This is a genomic window from Halodesulfovibrio aestuarii DSM 17919 = ATCC 29578 (assembly GCF_000384815.1).
GTDB classification, from domain to species: Bacteria; Desulfobacterota; Desulfovibrionia; order Desulfovibrionales; family Desulfovibrionaceae; genus Halodesulfovibrio; species Halodesulfovibrio aestuarii.
In genome coordinates this window covers 571,880-590,436 of the sequence record NZ_ARQF01000021.1, presented here as the reverse complement: position 1 = coordinate 590,436, position 18,557 = coordinate 571,880, and the positions used below count along the sequence as shown (strand labels likewise).

Below are 18,557 nucleotides of genomic sequence, written 5' to 3'. Positions count from 1 at the left end.
AATAGATTTTCATGATTTTTATTTGCTTCACTAATTTTTTTACGACCTAAAAACTAGTTACTCAATCAATTGTGTTACTGCTTTTATTAAAATAACACGAACAGTATCGATTGAGCGAACACTCATTACACAAACAGTGTATTATCAATTTTTTCTATAGATTACAGGAGAAATCATCGGCATCTTATTGACACATTTTGCCAGCAAGATGTACGACTTCTATTGTTCTTCAACGTTATAGATTCGTTTGATACTTATGGTTTACAAACGCCCAAATGCAAGGAGGCAGGGATGAGTCTCAACAGGCGTGATTTTGTTAAACTGTGTACAGGGACTGTGGCTGGACTTGGGGTTTCCCAAATGTTCAACCCAGCTGTATGTGAAGCGATTTCCGGTTCACTTAACGGCGAACGCCCTCCAGTTTTATGGTTACAAGGTGCAGGATGTACGGGATGTTCCGTGTCCCTCCTGAACTCTGTTAACCCACACATTAAAGATGTTCTGCTTAAAGTTATCAGTCTTGAATTCCATCCAACAGTGATGGCATGGGAAGGCGAACCTGCAATGGAGCATATGTTCAAAATTGCAGACAAGTATGACGGTAAATTCTTCCTTGTTGTCGAAGGAAGCATTCCTACTGAAGCCGAGGGTAAATACTGTGTAGTCGGCGAAGCCGATCACCAAGAAATTACCATGGTCGAAGCAATGAAAGAACTCGGTCCTAAGGCAGCAGCAGTGCTCGCAATAGGTACCTGTTCTGCATACGGCGGTATCCCTGCAGCAGCAGGCAGCCAAACCGGTGCAAAAGGTGTGCGTGATTTCTTCGAATCCGAAGAAATTGCTACTCCTGTTGTTAACATTCCTGGTTGTCCTCCGCATCCTGACTGGATCGTTGGTACAGTAACTGTTGCTCTTGATGCTATCAAAAAGCATGGTCTTGCAGATGGTCTTGGTGAAGTTGTTGAAATTCTCGACGATGATGGACGACCTACTCCATTCTACGGCGAAAACATTCACGACAACTGCCCATACCTTGAAGACTTTGATAATGACCTTCTGGCAACTAAGTTTACTGATGTTAGAGGTTGTCGCATGGAACTCGGTTGTAAAGGTCCAGACACCATGTCTGATTGTTACAAACGTAAATGGAACAACGGTATGAACTGGTGTGTACAGAATGCTGTATGCATCGGTTGCGTTGAGCCAGACTTCCCTGACGGTAAGTCCCCGTTCTACGAGCCTGCGTAACGGCTTGTGCGCCCTTATACATTCCTAAGGAGGAATTAACATGTCTGGTTGCAAAAGAAATGGAGCAGCAGCCAGCGGTAAAACAGCTCATATCGCAATCGATCCGGTAACCCGTATCGAAGGCCATTTAAAAGCTGATGTTACCGTTGAAAACGGCAAAGTTGTGGACGCAAAGCTTTCCGGCGGTATGTACCGCGGGTTTGAGCAGATCCTTCGTGGTCGCGACCCTCGCGACTCTTCCCAGATCGTTCAGCGCATCTGTGGCGTATGCCCAACAGCGCACGCAACTGCTTCTATTATGGCTCAGGACGCAGCATTTGGCGTTAAAGTAACCAACAATGCCCGCATTACCCGTAACCTCATACTCGGTGCTAACTACCTGCAGTCTCACCTTCTGCATTTCTACCACTTAGCAGCACAGGACTTCGTTCAGGGTCCTGATAGCGCACCGTTTGTACCTCGTTACCAAAAGTCTGACCTTCTTGAAGATCGCAGCAAAGATCTCAAAGCTGTTAACGCAGCGGCAGTTGATCAGTACATTGAAGCTCTCGATGTACGTGCTGTCTGTCACGAAATGGTTGCTATCTGGGGCGGTAAAATGCCTCACGTACAAGGCCTCGTAGCTGGTGGCACAACTGAAATGCCTACCAAAGATCGAATCCTTGAATACGCAGTGCGCTTCAAGAAAGTTCGCGACTTTGTTAATAACAAATACCTTCCGACTGTTTATACTGTTGGTTCTGTATACCCTGATATGTTCAAAGTTGGACAGGGACATAAAGCATGTATCGCATACGGTGTTTTCCCGCTTGATAATGCCTACTCCAAGTTCATGATGAAATCCGGCGTATACTTTGATGGTAAAGATCATAAGTTTGATCCTTCCAAAATCCATGAAGATGTTAAATACTCATGGTTTGAAGATTCCACTACAGGTCTTCACTACTCTGAAGGCAAAACTATTCCTGCTCCTGAGAAAGAAGGCGCATACAGTTTTGTTAAGGCCCCTCGCTACAATGGCGTCGCTTGTGAAGTAGGTCCTCTCGCTCGTATGTGGGTTGAGAACCCTCCACTTTCACCAGTCGGTCAGAAAATGCTGAAAGAAAAATTCGGTATGGATGCAAAACGCTTCCGCGACCTCGGTGAAGACGCAGCATTCTCCCTTATGGGTCGTCACGTAGCACGTGCTGAAGAATCTTGGTACATTCTTGACTTCATTGACGCATGGCTCAAAGAAGTTAAGCCAGACGAAGAGACCTTCACTGCTTACGAAATTCCTGAATCTGCTGAAGGTACTGGTTTCACAGAAGCACCACGCGGCGCTCTGCTCCACTACCTTGATGTTAAAGACAGCAAAATCAACAACTACCAGATTGTTTCTGCAACTCTCTGGAACTGTAACCCTCGCGATGACAAGGGTGTACGCGGTCCTGTTGAAGAAGCTCTCATCGGCATCCCAGTTCCGGACATTGATAATCCAGTAAACGTGGCGCGTCTCATTCGCGCCTTTGACCCATGACTGGGCTGTGCCGTTCACGTGATGAACGCAGAGACCGGTAAAGTTTCCGTAGTTGAGTTTGAATAAGACTCGCTCCTGAAATTACCTAATAAAAGAGGAACCGTCTGGTTCCTCTTTTTTTCTTCAAACTCTTTTCTCTGGTCGAGAAAACAACTGAGACAAAAGCCTTGCTCAGGTCTCACTGTTTATTTTATTGATAGGTAATTCATTTTTTCTGTTTTCACATTGCTGCTTAAAGGACGGATCATGGAAAAACTTTTAGTACTAGGTATTGGCAATACGCTTTTAACTGATGACGGTGTCGGCGTTCATGCTGCTGAAGTTCTTTGGAAAGAAGAATGGCCGGAAAATGTTACCGTGATGGAAGCAGGAACCTTTACCCAAGATATTTACGCCCTTTTCCAAGGCTACGACAGACTGCTTGTTCTTGATGTTATCCACGCGGAACATGAACCGGGTACCATTTATGAACTGACTGAAGACGATATCCGCTCTAACAAAAAACAGCGTGTTTCGATTCATGATATTGACATGCTTGATTCATTACGCATGTGTGAAATGCGTTGTGGTAAGCGTCCTAAAATGGAAATTATTGGAATGCAGCCCTATGACATTACAACTTGGAACATCGGTCTCTCCGATGTTTGCAAGCCTAAATTTGACAAGTTCGTAGCTCATACACGTAAACGCATTAATGAGATTATTGCAGAAATGAGCTAAGGTTATTTTTTCCTGCCAATAAAAAAGCCCCTGTATCAGGGGCTTTTTTTTGTATCTGACACAACCTTCGAAAAACGTAATGAAAATAACCCAATGATATTCTTTTTTTCTATTATGAAGAAAAATTCAATTATGCTATCGTGATGGCAGTTATATCAGTTGGTTTCTTTAATAGATATGTAGTGTTACGTATGAAGCCAACAGTGTTTATACGTCTGGTGTAGCACTAAGGTGCAAACCGTTTCCTTCCTATAAGGAGGTTGTATGAAAATTTCTGTAGGTCTCGGCAAAGACGATGTCGTTGAACGTCTAGAAAAGAAAGGGGTCTCCCGCCGTCAGTTCATGAAGTACTGTACTGCGGCTGCTGTGTCCCTTGGAATGGCTCCTGCGTTCGGAGCAAAAATTGCCGAAGCTATCACCTCTAAACTCCGCCCTTCTGTTGTGTATTTGCATTGTGCAGAATGCACCGGCTGTACCGAAGCTCTCCTTCGGGCACATGAGCCGTACATTCAAGAGATCCTTTTCGATACCATTTCATTGGATTATGATGAGACTATCATGACCGCTGCAGGCGATGCTGCTGAAAAAGCACTTGAGCAGGCTGTGGAAAATCCTAATGGCTTTATCCTTGCTATTGAAGGTGGTGTCCCGACAAAAGACGGCGGTATATACGGTAAAGTAGCCGGACATACCATGCTGGACATTGTCAACAACATTGCTCCTAAAGCTACAGCTCTTATCAACCATGGCACCTGTGCCTGCTTTGGTGGCGTTCAGGCTGCTGCTCCTAACCCAACTGGTGCAAAGGGTGTTAATGAAATCCTTAAAGATAAAAACATCGTAGGCATCAATGTTCCGGGTTGCCCTCCTAACCCGTATAACTTTGTGGGTACGATTTTATATTATCTCACAAAGCACAAAGCCCCAGAACTTGATGATTTGCAAAGACCTGTTCCGTTCTTTGGAACAAGCGTTCATGACCAGTGCCCACGCTTACCACACTTTGAAGCTGGTGAGTTTGCTCCTTCCTTTAATTCTGAGGAAGCTCGCAAGGGATGGTGCCTGTATGAATTAGGATGTAAGGGTCCAGATACCTATAACAACTGCCCTACCATCAAATTCAATCAGGTAAACTGGCCTGTTGATGCAGGTCACCCTTGTATCGGCTGCTCTGAACCTAACTTCTGGGACGAAATGAGCCCGTTCTATGAAAACTAGCAGCTTGAACCGATAGCTTATCCCAAGGAGCAAGATACATGAAAAGCAATTCCTCTGGATTCCCTGTTACCCCTCAGGGCAACAAGAGCGGCAGAGTTGTTGTAGATCCTGTCTCGCGTATCGAAGGTCACCTTCGTATCGAGGTAGAATTAAAAGATGGTAAAATTGCCAACGCATGGAGTTCTTCTACTCTATTTCGTGGGCTTGAAATAATCCTTAAAGGTCGCAAACCGGAAGATGCACAGCACTTTACCCAGCGCTCATGCGGCGTATGTACCTACGTACACGGCCTCGCTTCCACCCGCGCAGCAGAAGATGCCTGTAATGTAACCATTCCGGAAAACGCTACCCTTATCCGTAACCTTGTTATGGGTAGCCAGTATATGCATGACCATCTCGTGCATTTCTATCATCTCTGCGGATTGGACTGGATTGATGTAGCAGGTGCCCTGAAAGCAGACCCTAAGAAAGCTGCTTCCATCGCCAACTCAATCTCTCCACGCCAAACCAAAGTCGAAGACCTTAAAGCGGTTCAGGCAACTCTTAAGAAGTTTGTAGACAGCGGCCAGCTTGGACCTTTCACTAATGCTTACTTCTTAAACGGTCACGAAGGTTACTACCTGAGCCCAGAGCTTAACCTTATAGGTACAGCACACTACCTTGAAGCACTCAAAATACAACTGCTTCCTGCCCGTGCTATGGCTATTTTCGGTGGTAAAAACCCGCATCCTCAGTTCATGCAAGTTGGCGGCGTTACCTGCTACAAATCTTTGGAAAAAGAAAAGCTCAAGCAGTTCCGCGATCTGCTCATGCAGACCAAAAACTTCATTGACCAAGTCTACATTCCTGACCTTCTTGCAATCGCAGGCCAGTATAAAGACTGGACGCAATACGGTGGCTGTACCAACTTCCTTACCTTCGGCGAATTCCCGACAAAAGGTCAGGAACTTGATTCCCGTTACTTCCCAGCCGGCATAGTGATGAATCGCGACTTCGGCAACGTACAGAAGTTTGATCCAAATAAAATTGCAGAACACGTACGCTACAGCTGGTACGAAGGCGATAAAGCATTACATCCATACAAAGGCGAAACTGATCCTAAGTACACTGAAATGTTCGGTGAAGATCGCTACTCATGGATGAAAGCTCCTCGCTATGAAGATAAAGCTATGGAAACCGGCCCTCTTGCACAGGTACTCGTTGCCTACGCAAAAGGTCATCCAAAGATTAAACCGCTTGTAGATCACGTTCTTAATACCCTTGGCATTAAAGTAGAAAATCTCTACTCAACCCTTGGTCGTATCGCCGCTCGTGGTATTGAAACAGCCGTTGCAGCTGAACACTGTGTGGACATGCTGGATCAGCTTGAAGCCAACCTCGCTGCAGGTAAAAACCAAATTATCGAAGATGTCGATATGGTTGAAAAAGGCGAAGGCGTTGGTTTTGTTAACGCACCACGCGGTGGGCTCTCTCACTGGCTTAAAGTTAAAGAAAAAAAGATTGATAACTTCCAGCTTGTTGTGCCTTCCACATGGAACCTTGGACCTCGCTGTGCAAACGACCTGCTGTCACCAGTAGAAGAAGCACTTGTCGGTACTCCTGTGGCAGATGCAGAACGCCCTGTTGAAATCCTCAGAACTGTGCACTCCTTCGACCCATGTATCGCCTGTGGCGTACACGTGATCGATGGAAATACAAACAAAGTACATAAGTTCAAAATTAGATAAAGATAATCGCCTCTAAATGCTGGGGGAAATCTTACTAGATTTCCCCCAGCAAACATACTACAAAGTTTTTTTTAAAACTTATCCACCATCTTGTAATCCTTAGATTATAACCAATCATACCCTTCACAAAATTTTACTTCTAATCGCAGGTTGGAGGGCATACCTCTTACGAGGTTCAGGCAACACGTCGTTCTTCGAAGAACCGCCCCAACTATACACAGATGGCCGCATTAGCCAGTGAGGCAACAAAAGATATTATGAATAATTCTCCTGAAATTCTCGTTCTGGGCGTGGGAAATACTCTGTATACTGATGAAGGCCTTGGAGTTCGAGCTGTTGAACAGCTGTCCTCTTCATATAATTTTTCAGATAACGTAACCTTATTTGACGGTGGCACACTTGGCATGAAGCTGATGGACCACATCGTTCAATACGACAAATTAATTGTTGTTGATGCCGTGCTATGCGGCGATGAAGCCGGTTCAATATACCGTCTAGTTGGCGAAGATCTGCGCAAAAGCCTTGGTTTTAACAACTCCATGCATCAAACTGATTTAGTCGACACCCTTATTTTCTGTGAACTGGTAGGAAACCGTCCTGATACTGTTGTAATCGGGATGGAGCCTAGCGACTATCAAACAATGAATCTAAATCTCTCATCAGAAGTAGCTTGCAAACTCGATTCAATGTGTGACATTGTACTCCAGGAAATTACCGAATCCGGCGGCAAATTTTTCAAAAAATAGCCAACCGGAATCTTTTCAACGTATATTTTGATGAATTATCAGCCTTACGCTGTTCCTAGGAGTGCTTATGTGCCTTGCAATTCCTGCTGAAGTTGTAGAAATTCAGTCTGATACCGTGGCAAAATGTCGTGTGGGACAAAGTGAAACATATATTGATGTTTCGACTATGCTTTTAGAAAGTCCTGCCGAAATTGGCGACTTCGTGATTGTTCACGCAGGATTCGCACTTCGGAAACTGGACTTTGATGAAGCACAGGAGACACTGCGATTGCTCAGACAAATGGCAGGAATTAATGAGTGCACGCCTGGCGCTTTTTAATTATTCAGTTCATAACGATTTTTGGTCTCCTGCAGAACTACTGCAGGGGACTTTTTTCTTTTGACAAAAAAGTTATTTTTCTTCATCACAGCTGTGTTCTTGACTTTAGCAAACATTTAAATCAATCTAACTGACTTATTTCAGCAATGTTACTTCCGGAGGAAGAGATTCCCATGAGCGACTACAAAAAGACGCTACATCTCCCAAAAACCAAATTTCCGATGAAGGCAAACCTCTCCCAGAAAGAGCCAGAAATGCTCAAAGAATGGGAAAGCAAAAAAGCCTATGATGCCATGCTCGCCGCAAGCGGTGAGAATGGTGAGTACGTCCTGCACGACGGACCTCCATATGCTAACGGTCATCTCCATCTTGGTCACGCACTGAACAAGATTCTTAAAGATATTATTATTAAATCCCAGAACATGCAGGGCAAAAGAGCTCCGTATATTCCGGGTTGGGACTGTCACGGTCTCCCAATTGAGCTTAAAGTTGAACAGCAGCTCGGCGATAAGAAAAACTCTATTCCTGAGCACGTGTTCCGTAAAGTATGCCGCGAATACGCAGAAAAGTTTGTTGGTATCCAGCGTAAAGAATTCAAGCGTCTTGGCGTTCTTGGTGACTGGGACAACCCTTACCTCACCATGCACCCATCTTACGAAGCTGCAACTGCTCGTGAGCTTGGTCACTTTATGGAAAAAGGTTCTGTTTCTCGTAGCAAAAAGCCAATTTACTGGTGTTCATCCTGTAAAACTGCTCTTGCAGAAGCAGAAGTAGAGTACGACGATCACGTATCCCCTTCTATCTATGTTCGTTTCCCTATGAACGACGCACGGGTGAAGGAAGTATTCCCGCAGGCTGATCCAGCAAAAACCTTTGCCGTCATCTGGACAACCACCCCTTGGACTATTCCAGACAACATGGCGATTGCTGTACACCCAGAGCTTGAATACAGCCTTGTGGCTGTAAATGGCGACTTCTACCTGCTTGCTTCTGCACTGGTTGAAGAAAACGTTAAAACCTTTGGATGGGAAAACTACGCTGTAGTTGGAACAACCACAGGTGATAAGCTTGAAGGTATTGTAGCCAAGCACCCTATTTATGACCGAGAATCTCCTCTCTGCCTCGGTGACCACGTTACTACCGAATCCGGTACCGGCTGTGTTCACACTGCTCCGGGTCATGGTCGCGAAGACTTTGAAGTTGGTCAGAAGTACGGTCTTGAAATTTATTCTCCAATGGACGACGAAGCTCGCTTCCTCGATTCTGTTGAGTTCTTCGCAGGCCTCACTATTACTGAAGCTAACCCTAAAGTAATTGAGAAGCTTGAAGAAGTCGGCAACCTTCTCGCGCAGTCCAAAGTAAAGCACTCTTACCCACACTGCTGGAGATGTAAGAAGCCTGTTATATTCCGTGCCACAACTCAGTGGTTCATCACTATGGAAACTAACGACCTTCGCAAACGCTCTCTTGAAGCAATCCGTAACGATGTTAAATGGATTCCGGCATGGGGTGAAGAACGTATCTACAATATGATCGAAAACCGCCCTGACTGGTGTATCTCACGTCAACGTATGTGGGGCGTACCTATCATCGCACTGCTTTGTAAAAGCTGTGACGAAGCATGGTACGACACCGACTGGGTAAAAGGCATTGTAGAGAAATTTGCAGAGCATAAAACGGGCTGTGACTACTGGTTTGAATCAGATATCGCTGACCTCGTACCAGAAGATCTTGTTTGTCCTAAATGTGGTGGACACCACTGGAAGCGCAGCAAAGACATTCTCGACGTTTGGTTCGACTCCGGCACCAGCTTTGCCGCAGTTGTAGAACAGCGTCCAGAACTCAGCTTCCCTGCCGATATGTACCTTGAAGGTTCTGACCAGCACCGCGGTTGGTTCCACAGCTCACTGCTGGCCTCCATGGGCACCCGTGGCTGTCCTCCGTATAAAGAGGTTCTTACTCACGGCTACGTTGTCGACGGTGAAGGCAAAAAAATGTCCAAGTCTGTGGGCAACGGTATTGAGCCAGAAGAGGTAATCAAAAAATACGGTGCAGAAATTCTCCGTATGTGGGCATCCTCTGTTGAATACCGTGAAGACGTTCGTATTTCTGAAGAAATTCTGAGCCGACTGGTTGATGCATACCGTCGCATCCGCAACACCAGCCGTTACCTGCTTGGCAACATCAGCGACCTTACTCCTGATGCGCTTGTTTCGTTTGAAGAAATGGAACCACTTGATCGCTACGCAGTTGACCTTGTATGCCGTGCATATGAAAAAATTCAGACTGCTTACACCGAATACGAATTCCACAAGGTGTACCATACACTGCATAACTTGTGCACAACGGATCTTTCTTCTTTCTACTTAGATATTCTGAAAGATCGCCTCTACTCTTCTGCTGCAGACAGCAAAGAGCGCCGTTCAGCACAAACTGCAATGCTGCACATTGTAACCTTACTGGTTCGTAGCATGGCTCCAGTTCTCAGTTTCACGGCTGAAGAAGTGTTCAAATACATTCCTGAAGGCCTCAAGCCGGAAGTAGATACGGTATTTGCTCTCTCTTCCAAGGACCTGCAGCTGTTCTCTATCTCAGATGAAGAACGAGTAAACTGGGAAATGCTGCTTCAAGTTCGCTCTGAAATGACCAAAGCGATTGAGCCAGTGCGTAAAGAAGGAATTGTTGGCCATCCTCTGGATACCCACATTACTTTATACATGGCAGCACCTATTGCAGAAAAACTTGAAGCACTAAAAACAGACCTGCGTGCCAACTTTATCGTTTCCCAGCTTTCTACAGCAGCTCTTGATGATGCTCCGGCAGATGCTTTTGCATCTGAAGCCGTTGAAGGACTTAAGATTACAGTTGCTAAAGCTGAAGGCGAAAAATGCGAACGCTGTTGGATTTACAGCAACGAACTTGGTACAGACAGCGAACATCCGACTATCTGCCCACGTTGTACAGGCGTACTTCAGGCAGCAAAGTAATCAAATATAGTTGCCTCTACGGGCTAGGGCGTTGCCCTGGCCCGTATGAGAGCTTTTGCTCTCACCTGCAATTAATTGCACTGACAGCTTCTTCATTTGACTTTTCATTGTAAAAAGCCTTTGAAAAGTCGTCTAAGGAAAAGCGTTACAGGCAAACCATTGACATTTCGCTATAAGCGAACGTTACAAAGAAAAATGTAGCAGGTCATCCTCAATAACCGGAGGCAACTGGTTTTGTCATAAAGTTAAGAGCCTTCCGGACTTGATTCGGCAGGCTCTTTTTCTATATGCTTCCATATCTGGAGGTTCCATGCGCTCACGATATCTGATCGTCTACGGAATTGGTCTTTTTTCCATTATCGCGGACCAGTTCACCAAATGGCTTACCGTTCACCACATCCCCCTTTGGAGGGGCTTTCCTGTTGTTCCTGATTTCTTTAACTTAGTGCATGTACTTAACCGTGGTGCGGCATTTGGTTTTTTAAACAGTACAGAAAGCAACTGGCAAATCTGGTTGTTTAGTGGTGCTGCAATAGCTGCCTGTGTTGCAGTGCATCTAATGACACGTTCAGCAAAATCTAACAAAATTTTATTTACAGCGCTGGGTTTTATTCTCGGCGGTGCCATTGGCAATCTCATTGACCGAATCCGGATTGGCGCTGTTATCGATTTTCTTGATTTTTATTATAAAAACTACCACTGGCCGGCATTCAACGTTGCGGATATCTGCATATGTGTAGGTGCTGGATTAATGCTGCTGACTATCAGGGACTTTACTTAGAGAGGGCTCATGACTGAATTACTACCAATTTTAAATGTTTTTTCGGTGTCTGAAATGCATCCGGCACTGTTAGCTCTGGCACTCGCTCTTCCCATTTTGCCTAATTTGTGGTCTATTTGGCATTCGTATAAACATGAATTTACCTCACCAATGGAAAAATATGGTTGGATGCTTGCTGGTGTAATGCTGCCAGTACTGGGTGGAATCCTCTACCTTCTATTCGGCTTCCGTCGCACTACCGGCCTTGCCCCATGGGCGAAACCACCTCAACAGAGAGGATAATCCATGCGAATTACCATTCGTATAACTATTGTATGTCTCAGTACGTTATTTCTGCTTGCTTGCGTTAAACAGGAACAAGTAAACCTCCTCGAACGTAAGCTGTCTCAACAAGAACAACAAATTTTGGTTCTTAACAACTCACTCGGTTCAACGTCACAAGCACTCGAAACAGTTCGCCCTGAACAGGCTGATATCTGGTCTGAACTTAAGGGCATGAAAGTTTCTGTAGCGACACTGGAAGGCCAGATTGAGGATGTGCAGACTGAAACAGGTACCATGGCTTCTCTTGAAGCTGACGTGGCAAACATTAAACAACGCATTACACAAATCGAAGGTGCCATGCGGATGATGTCGTCACAACTAGGTATTGAAAACCATCTTCCAGCGCCTGCACCGCAAAAAACTCCGACACAGTCTGCTGACTCCGGAGCAATGCTTCCTCCCCAGAATGGACAAGTAATACCGGGCACTCCACCTGTAGCTGTTCCTACGCCTGTTGCTCCTGCAACTCCTCCTCAGAAGGTAGCTCCTGAAGATCTTGCAGAAACATTATACAAAAGCGCACTAGATGCTTTTAATGAACGCCGCTATGAAGACGCGCAGCGCATGTGGAGTGAGTATGAAAAAACCTATCCAAAGTCTAAGTTAGCCGCTAACGCTAAATTTTGGCAGGGGGAAGCGTATTTTCAAATGAAAAATTACCCGCGTGCAACCTTGGCCTACGAGGATGTTATTAAAAAATATCCTCACAGCAACAAATACCCACAGGCCTTATTAAAACAGGGTCTCAGTTTTATTAAACAAGGCAAAACGAATGCCGGCAAGTTCCGCCTCAACCAACTTATTGAAAAATTCCCTAAATCCGTTGAGGCTAAACGCGCAAAGCAAGAGCTTGCTAAACAGTAAGTGCAATATTGGTTAACATCATGACAAAAGAGTTCCGTAAAAACGTCCACCTGACATTTCCACCGACCATTTCCGGTTCACCTGTTATCTGTGACCTTACCAGAATGTTTGACCTTTCTTTTAACATTCTTAAAGCACAGATTACTCCTCGTAAAGAAGGGTACATGACCGTTGAAATTATCGGCTCCAGAGAAAATTACCAAAAAGGAATTGATTATCTGGAAAAAAATCACGTTGTTGCAACCCCTGTTGCGCAGCGAATCTCTCGTGATGAAGATTCCTGCATGCATTGTGGTATGTGCACGGCAATCTGTCCTAATGGTTCTCTTTTTGTTAATCGTGAAAAGCGTATTGTCGAATTTGATATTGAACGCTGCACCGCTTGCGGCATGTGCGTACGAGTATGCCCAGTTAACGCTATGCACGTTGATGCTGAAAACGGAATGATCTAACACCGGAGTTGTTTATGGAAAAACGAGAATTTGCATCCATCTCATTGTATCTCAAAGGGCGTCTGCGCCTTCTTACTGACAAAGATGAGCCGTCCCGTTTTTCCGGATTCGGTCTTTCTGATTCCGCTGCTGATGTTGAAGAGCTTACAAACTCACACACACCGGAAGCAATGGTTTCGTTTCTGCTAAACATGAATGCAAAACTTGATGCGATTCTCTCCCACTTAAAGCATGATCAGCTCGAAATGGACTTTCCAAATCCAATAGAGGTAATCAAGCTTAGCGGAGCAGACCTTACAATCAAGAACACCCTTGGATTAACAGAAGGTGCACACCTTGAGCTGCTTATCTTTCTAAGTGACTTCCCATTGAGTGTTGCAGGTGCTTGTGGTCATGTAACAAAGGCTGACAGCGAAAGTGCTACTATTAAGTTTGACCGGATCAGCGCTGAAGATAGAGAAAAAATAGTTCATCACGTCTTTGTTGAAGAACGAAGACAAATCCGAACTCAGCGTCTTACATAACAGCTAACCGTTGAACCGTTCTGGAATCCATAGACTTTCATAATAAATAAGCCCTCTTGTTGTTCTCAACAGAGGGCTTTTTGCTGTTCTGCACAAGCTTCTTACATTTCAATATTATTACATTTTATCAATGCTGCGGAAAACAACATAGAACACGTTGCTTTTCAAGCCATAATTCTTCATAGTTGCACGTGCCCCAAGGGTATTTTCTCTTTTGTTTTCTTTCTCACTTCAACGACATCTTAGGGAGACTTTTTTCATGAATAACTCAGACACTCCTGTAATGGACGAAATTTTAAATCGCGTTTCTACTCAACTCGCGAACAGCATTACACAGACCATTACCAACAGTGTAGAAAATACCCTAAGCGAGCATTTAACTCAGGCATTAATGGAAGGCGAATTCTACAAAAAACTCAGTGTGGAAATGCATGAAGGCCTTCAATCTATTTATTCTGAAATCACTGGCCCTGATGATACGTCAACGGTCTCTGAAGAAAAGAAAGCCACCCAGCTTTTCGGAGAAGCTTCTGAACAACTGGACGCTGTATATAAGACACTGGAAAACGCCACTGATGACATTATGACCATTGTCGAGCAACAGATTCAAATGCGGGAACTTGCATTTGCCCACCTGCAAAATGCACGGCGAGCACAGCCAGACAACAAAGATCTAGCTGCCCTTGCTTCTCTTGAAGATAAGCTAGGACAGAATATGAATGAAATCATGACAGCACTAAGCTTTCAGGACCTTGCCGGCCAGCGTATTCTCCGCATCATCGGTGCGTTACAAAATCTTAAAACCACCGTGTTTGACCTCTATTCAACAAGCGATTTCATCGCAGTAAAAAAAGCTGAAAGAGAATCTCAGGCGAAACAGACTGACCTTACGAAAGAAGTTGAAAATTCAGAGCTTAAAGGACCTAGCGACGCAACGTCTCAATCAGATGTCGATAATCTACTCGCATCCCTTGGGCTTTAGAACTTATAAGATAGTGATTACTTTTTACTATACTTCTTGTATGTTACCCAAAATACTGTTTCATGACCTGCTCTAAAGTGATACACACAACTACAAGAAAAACGCTGAGACATACATCCATAGTAACTTTTTGCAAGTTTGCAATTGACAGTGAGTTACCAAGGTGTTAGCTACTCCTCCTCAGCACATAAAGGGCCTATAGCTCAGTTGGCAGAGCCTCCGGCTCATAACCGGCAGGTCGCAGGTTCAAATCCTGCTAGGCCCACCAGAGAGAACAAGGATTTACGGGATATCCCCGTAAATCCTTTTTTCGTTTTTACTACCTTCTTGCTACCCAACCGTATATGCTGATGTATCCTATCAGCATCAAAAAAGATTGAGTACTCAAAAAATTATACCATTTCACTATACTCTGTTACATTTGGTAGCGGTTTGTTATGCCATACCATACGGAAGTTACCAGAGTTTGCTTTTTCATTCTCCAACCACATAATACAACCCAGCTATGATATTATTTGTAATATTAGTATCCAGCTGTTGAAGCTGCCAACACTGCCATATAATATTCAATATATGAATCGGGTTAAAACCGCAGCCTACCTTGACGAGAAGCACTTACTAACGTAGTAATTTTAACGCTTATCGACACGCAATAAATAGACTTCGTAATTTAAGGGGCATAATTAATGAAGCTTTCTGCGCGTACTCGCTATGCTGTCAGAATTCTAGTTAAATTAGGACGGCATGGCACTGACTCTCCATTGAAAACCACATCCTTATCTGAATCTTCCGGAGTTTCTGTACAATTCATAGAACAAATATTGCGTCCCCTAAAAAAAGCCGGACTAATTGCAAGTATGCGTGGCGCTGCTGGCGGCCATATGCTTGCTAAGACCCCCGAGGATATCTCCGTTGGGGATGTTATTCGTATAATGGAAGGGCATGTTGGCCTTACCGCATGCTGTGACAAAAAACTTGCGGACGATTGTCCACGCAAAGATTTCTGTACTACTCGAAGCGTCTGGATCAAAGCTTCTCAAGTTCTTGAAAACGAGCTTAACTCCATTTCTTTGCAAGATATTATTGATGGTAAAGTTCACCCTATCGAATAGTTTTTAACATTTTTCCTTTCGTATTTTTTGCATTGTAACATGCTTTATATATGGAACAAACAACAACGCCTTGCTACTTTGTATAGCAAGGCGTTGTTGTTTTGTGTTTCTCTTTTCTTCACACCACACGACTATAACCGCCCCCACTGTTTACAGATAGTCCTCTTCTCTTTCGATCCCTCTCTCCATAACTCCCTCTAATACACATAACTATTTTTTGTAATCCTTATTGACACCCCTTTCTGATTCAGCTATTTCCGACCTATCTAATCCGGATTAAATTAATCTGGATTACCAAAGTAGGAATTAAACAGACACGAACTACACACCAAACTAAGGAGCAAGTCATGCGAATCTCTACAACTGCACATAATGCATCGTTATTGCTAGCTCATCTTGCTCTACAGGATGGCAATAAACCAGTCCCAGCTGCGGCTTTATCTGACAAAACAGGGATCTCCGTTAAGTTCATCGAAAAAATTATTCGGTCATTGAAAACTGCGGGAATGGTGAGAAGCGTACGTGGCGTTGCCGGAGGACATATCCTCTGCAGACGTCCTGAAGACGTAACTCTTGCGCAGGTATTACGAGTAATTGAAGGCGGAGTAATTGCCCCTACTCCTAATTCTGACGATGAATTCTTCCCGGCTCAGGTTGTCGGCTCTTGGGATAGTGTAGCACAAGCCTTAGAAGACACGCTTGAAAAAATTACTCTTGCTGATCTGATGCGGAGTCAAGCTTCAAGCTACAGTAATAACATTTTGCTCAGTAACACATTGGAAGCACGAGATGCGACACACATCCCCCTTCCGACGTTAGCTTAATTGTACATCTATTCAGAAAAAAAACGACTGCGTTGCCGCGCAGTACACTTTTTCCATGAATATAATGTTGCTTTAAAAATCGTCTAAAAATGACGTAACCGCTTACCGTGGCCTGCTAGGCACCCACGTGTAGGCACTACTTCACTGATATGTAAGAGGAGATCAGGCATGAAGAAACTACTTATTCTCGGTTCAGGTTGTGGCGGCACAATGATTGCCGCAAAAATGCGCAAGCTGCTTGCCGAGAAAGAATGGGATATCACCATCATCGACCGTGACCCGATGCACCACTACCAGCCAGGCTGGTTGTTTGTGCCTTTCGGGATTTACACTCCGGGTGATTGTGTAAAGCCAAAAGCTGAATTTATCCCTAAAGGTGTTAACTTCGTACTGGATACCATCACCAACATCGACCCTAAGAACAAAGTTGTTACCACTAAAGAAGGCAAGTACGATTACGACTGGATTGTAATCGGTACTGGCTGTCGTGTTGTGCCGGAAGAAGTTGAAGGCATGATGGACGACTGGCGCGGTGACATTCACGACTTCTACACCCCTGATGGTGCTGCGGCTCTTATGCCTAAAATGCACGAATTCACCAAGGGCAAGCTTATTCTTAATATTGCTGAGACACCGTACAAATGTCCAGTTGCTCCGCTTGAATTCCTCTACATGGCAGATGACTTCTTCAAAAAACGCGGCGTTCGTGACAATATTGAGATCGAACTCGTTACCCCGCTTACAGGCGCTTTCACCAAGTCTGTTGCAAACCGAATCCTTGGCGGCCTCTGTAAAGAAAAAGGCATCAACATTGTTCCTAACTTCGTTCTCGACAGTGTAGATACTAAAAATAAAGCTCTCGTTGACGTAATGGGTGAAGAGATCAACTACGACTTACTCGTATCCATCCCACCTAACTTTGGTCAGCAGGTACTTGAAGATTCCGGCATCGGCGATGCAATGTGTTTCGTGCCTACTGACAACCACACTCTCAAAGCTGAAGAGCACGAGAACATGTACGTTATCGGTGATGCAACCAACGTTCCGACATCTAAAGCTGGCTCCGTTGCTCACTTCGAGTGCGACATCATTAGCGAAAACCTTTTTGCTGAAATCAACGGTAACGCACCGCACCACATGTTTGATGGTCACTCAAACTGCTTTATTGTTACCAGCCTCGAGAAAGCCTCCCTCATTGACTTTAACTACGAAACTGAGCCGCTTCCAGGCAAGTTCCCACTTCCAGGCGTAGGTCCATTCGATCTTCTCGGCGACACACGTATGAACTACTACGGCAAGCAGATGTTCCGTTGGGTTTACTACAACCTCATGCTGAAAGGTCACGAACTTCCGTTTGAGCCAAACATGTACATGGCTGGCAAAATAGACGTTCGTAAAAACAAATAGCGGAGCCTACTATGACCAACGAAGAACTCATTTTAGCTCGCCTGGAAGCCATGGAAGAAAAAATCAGCATGATGCACAGTCGCGCTGAGACCATGGCTGAACTGGGAGCTACAGTTACCCCGATTATGCGGGATACTCTTCACAACGTAATGCTCGGCGAACTAGATGCGCTGCAACACCGTTGCGAACTAGATGACATCACAGCCCTGTTAAAACGCTTTGTAATGAGCGTTCGTAATATCACATGGGCACTTGAGCGTCTTGATGACCTTGTAGACATATGGGCACTTACAGAGCCTATGATTAAGCCTACGTTCCTTGCTGGCGTCAGCAAGTTTCAGGAACTGGACGAAAAAGGTGTGTTCAAATCTATCAATGCACTTGCTGAATCCATGGGCACAATCACTGACAAATACTCTCCAGAAGAAATCGGCCGCATGGGCGATGGTCTGGTAGTACTTGCAGGTCTCCTTGGAAAGATGGGCGATGCTGATCTTGAAAATGCAAAGCCTGTGAGCCCGCTTGGTATGGTTGCAAAACTTCATTCCAAAGACTCCAAACAGGCACTGGGTCTTGTTATGGAACTTCTTTCCGCACTTGGTAAAGAAAAAGCATAACAGCCAGCCTCATGAATTCAAAAGCCCCTTACAGCAATGTAAGGGGCTTTTTTATTGATCAATATTTTTTAGTGCAAAGATTTCTTGCCTCCTCACTCTCATTTTTTAAATTCCTACAATTTTAGTAGGAAAAGAGTTGAACCAAATTCTCCAATACTGTAGCATTAATCATCTACTAAGAAATTG

At 44.6% G+C, this 18,557-nt stretch carries 18 protein-coding genes and 1 tRNA gene; all 19 read left to right on the top strand.

The genetic code is table 11. The annotated features are described in order from the left end of the window. Window positions 1-291 precede the first annotated feature (291 nt). The 19 genes from hysB (at window position 292) to F461_RS0113510 (ending at window position 18,371) form a co-directional block, all read left to right on the top strand. Window positions 292-1,248: a NiFeSe hydrogenase small subunit gene (gene hysB, locus F461_RS0113605; RefSeq protein ID WP_020001711.1), complete on the top strand. Its 957-nt coding sequence runs from the start codon at window positions 292-294 to the stop codon at window positions 1,246-1,248. A gap of 40 nt (window positions 1,249-1,288) precedes the next feature. Continuing rightward, window positions 1,289-2,767: a NiFeSe hydrogenase large subunit HysA gene (gene hysA / locus F461_RS0113600; RefSeq protein ID WP_020001710.1), complete on the top strand. Its 1,479-nt coding sequence runs from the start codon at window positions 1,289-1,291 to the stop codon at window positions 2,765-2,767. A 246-nt stretch (window positions 2,768-3,013) separates the two neighbouring features. Further along, entirely contained in the window at window positions 3,014-3,487 is a 474-nt protein-coding gene (gene hysD / locus F461_RS0113595) for a NiFeSe hydrogenase maturation protease (RefSeq protein ID WP_020001709.1), read from the top strand. A 264-nt stretch (window positions 3,488-3,751) separates the two neighbouring features. Beyond that, entirely contained in the window at window positions 3,752-4,705 is a 954-nt protein-coding gene (locus tag F461_RS0113590; protein ID WP_020001708.1) for a hydrogenase small subunit, read from the top strand. Between the two features lie 38 nt (window positions 4,706-4,743). After that, entirely contained in the window at window positions 4,744-6,432 is a 1,689-nt protein-coding gene (locus F461_RS0113585) for a nickel-dependent hydrogenase large subunit (protein WP_020001707.1), read from the top strand. A 257-nt stretch (window positions 6,433-6,689) separates the two neighbouring features. Next, window positions 6,690-7,178, top strand: coding sequence for a HyaD/HybD family hydrogenase maturation endopeptidase (locus F461_RS0113580; protein ID WP_026364770.1), 489 nt, complete (start codon window positions 6,690-6,692; stop codon window positions 7,176-7,178). 67 nt (window positions 7,179-7,245) lie between these two features. Further along, window positions 7,246-7,497 carry a HypC/HybG/HupF family hydrogenase formation chaperone gene (locus F461_RS0113575; protein ID WP_020001705.1) on the top strand — a complete coding sequence of 84 codons (252 nt, stop codon included), beginning with the start codon at window positions 7,246-7,248 and terminating at the stop codon, window positions 7,495-7,497. 173 nt (window positions 7,498-7,670) lie between these two features. Continuing rightward, window positions 7,671-10,484 carry an isoleucine--tRNA ligase gene (gene ileS / locus F461_RS0113565; protein WP_020001703.1) on the top strand — a complete coding sequence of 938 codons (2,814 nt, stop codon included), beginning with the start codon at window positions 7,671-7,673 and terminating at the stop codon, window positions 10,482-10,484. A 310-nt stretch (window positions 10,485-10,794) separates the two neighbouring features. Continuing rightward, a complete protein-coding gene (lspA, locus tag F461_RS0113560) occupies window positions 10,795-11,265 on the top strand; it encodes a signal peptidase II (protein ID WP_020001702.1) in 471 nt (156 codons plus the stop codon). A 9-nt stretch (window positions 11,266-11,274) separates the two neighbouring features. After that, window positions 11,275-11,547 carry a PLD nuclease N-terminal domain-containing protein gene (locus F461_RS17960; RefSeq protein ID WP_020001701.1) on the top strand — a complete coding sequence of 91 codons (273 nt, stop codon included), beginning with the start codon at window positions 11,275-11,277 and terminating at the stop codon, window positions 11,545-11,547. 3 nt (window positions 11,548-11,550) lie between these two features. Beyond that, window positions 11,551-12,453, top strand: coding sequence for a tol-pal system protein YbgF (gene ybgF, locus F461_RS18755; protein WP_020001700.1), 903 nt, complete (start codon window positions 11,551-11,553; stop codon window positions 12,451-12,453). A gap of 20 nt (window positions 12,454-12,473) precedes the next feature. Next, a complete protein-coding gene (locus F461_RS0113545) occupies window positions 12,474-12,905 on the top strand; it encodes an NIL domain-containing protein (protein ID WP_020001699.1) in 432 nt (143 codons plus the stop codon). A gap of 14 nt (window positions 12,906-12,919) precedes the next feature. Next, window positions 12,920-13,429, top strand: coding sequence for a hypothetical protein (locus F461_RS0113540; protein WP_020001698.1), 510 nt, complete (start codon window positions 12,920-12,922; stop codon window positions 13,427-13,429). 259 nt (window positions 13,430-13,688) lie between these two features. Beyond that, the gene (locus F461_RS0113535; RefSeq protein WP_020001697.1) at window positions 13,689-14,411 is read left to right on the top strand and encodes a protein phosphatase CheZ; all 723 of its coding nucleotides are present in this window, start codon (window positions 13,689-13,691) and stop codon (window positions 14,409-14,411) included. 192 nt (window positions 14,412-14,603) lie between these two features. Beyond that, window positions 14,604-14,679: transfer RNA gene (locus F461_RS0113530), tRNA-Ile, on the top strand. Between the two features lie 418 nt (window positions 14,680-15,097). Then, window positions 15,098-15,523 (top strand): RrF2 family transcriptional regulator, encoded by a 426-nt coding sequence (locus tag F461_RS0113525; RefSeq protein ID WP_020001696.1) that lies wholly within the window; start codon window positions 15,098-15,100, stop codon window positions 15,521-15,523. 347 nt (window positions 15,524-15,870) lie between these two features. Continuing rightward, window positions 15,871-16,347, top strand: coding sequence for an RrF2 family transcriptional regulator (locus tag F461_RS17950; protein ID WP_020001695.1), 477 nt, complete (start codon window positions 15,871-15,873; stop codon window positions 16,345-16,347). Window positions 16,348-16,515: 168 nt separating this feature from the next. Next, on the top strand, window positions 16,516-17,754 hold the full coding sequence (sqr, locus tag F461_RS0113515) for a type III sulfide quinone reductase, selenoprotein subtype (protein ID WP_020001694.1): 1,239 nt from the start codon (window positions 16,516-16,518) through the stop codon (window positions 17,752-17,754). An 11-nt stretch (window positions 17,755-17,765) separates the two neighbouring features. Further along, window positions 17,766-18,371: a DUF1641 domain-containing protein gene (locus tag F461_RS0113510; protein ID WP_020001693.1), complete on the top strand. Its 606-nt coding sequence runs from the start codon at window positions 17,766-17,768 to the stop codon at window positions 18,369-18,371. Window positions 18,372-18,557 lie beyond the last annotated feature (186 nt).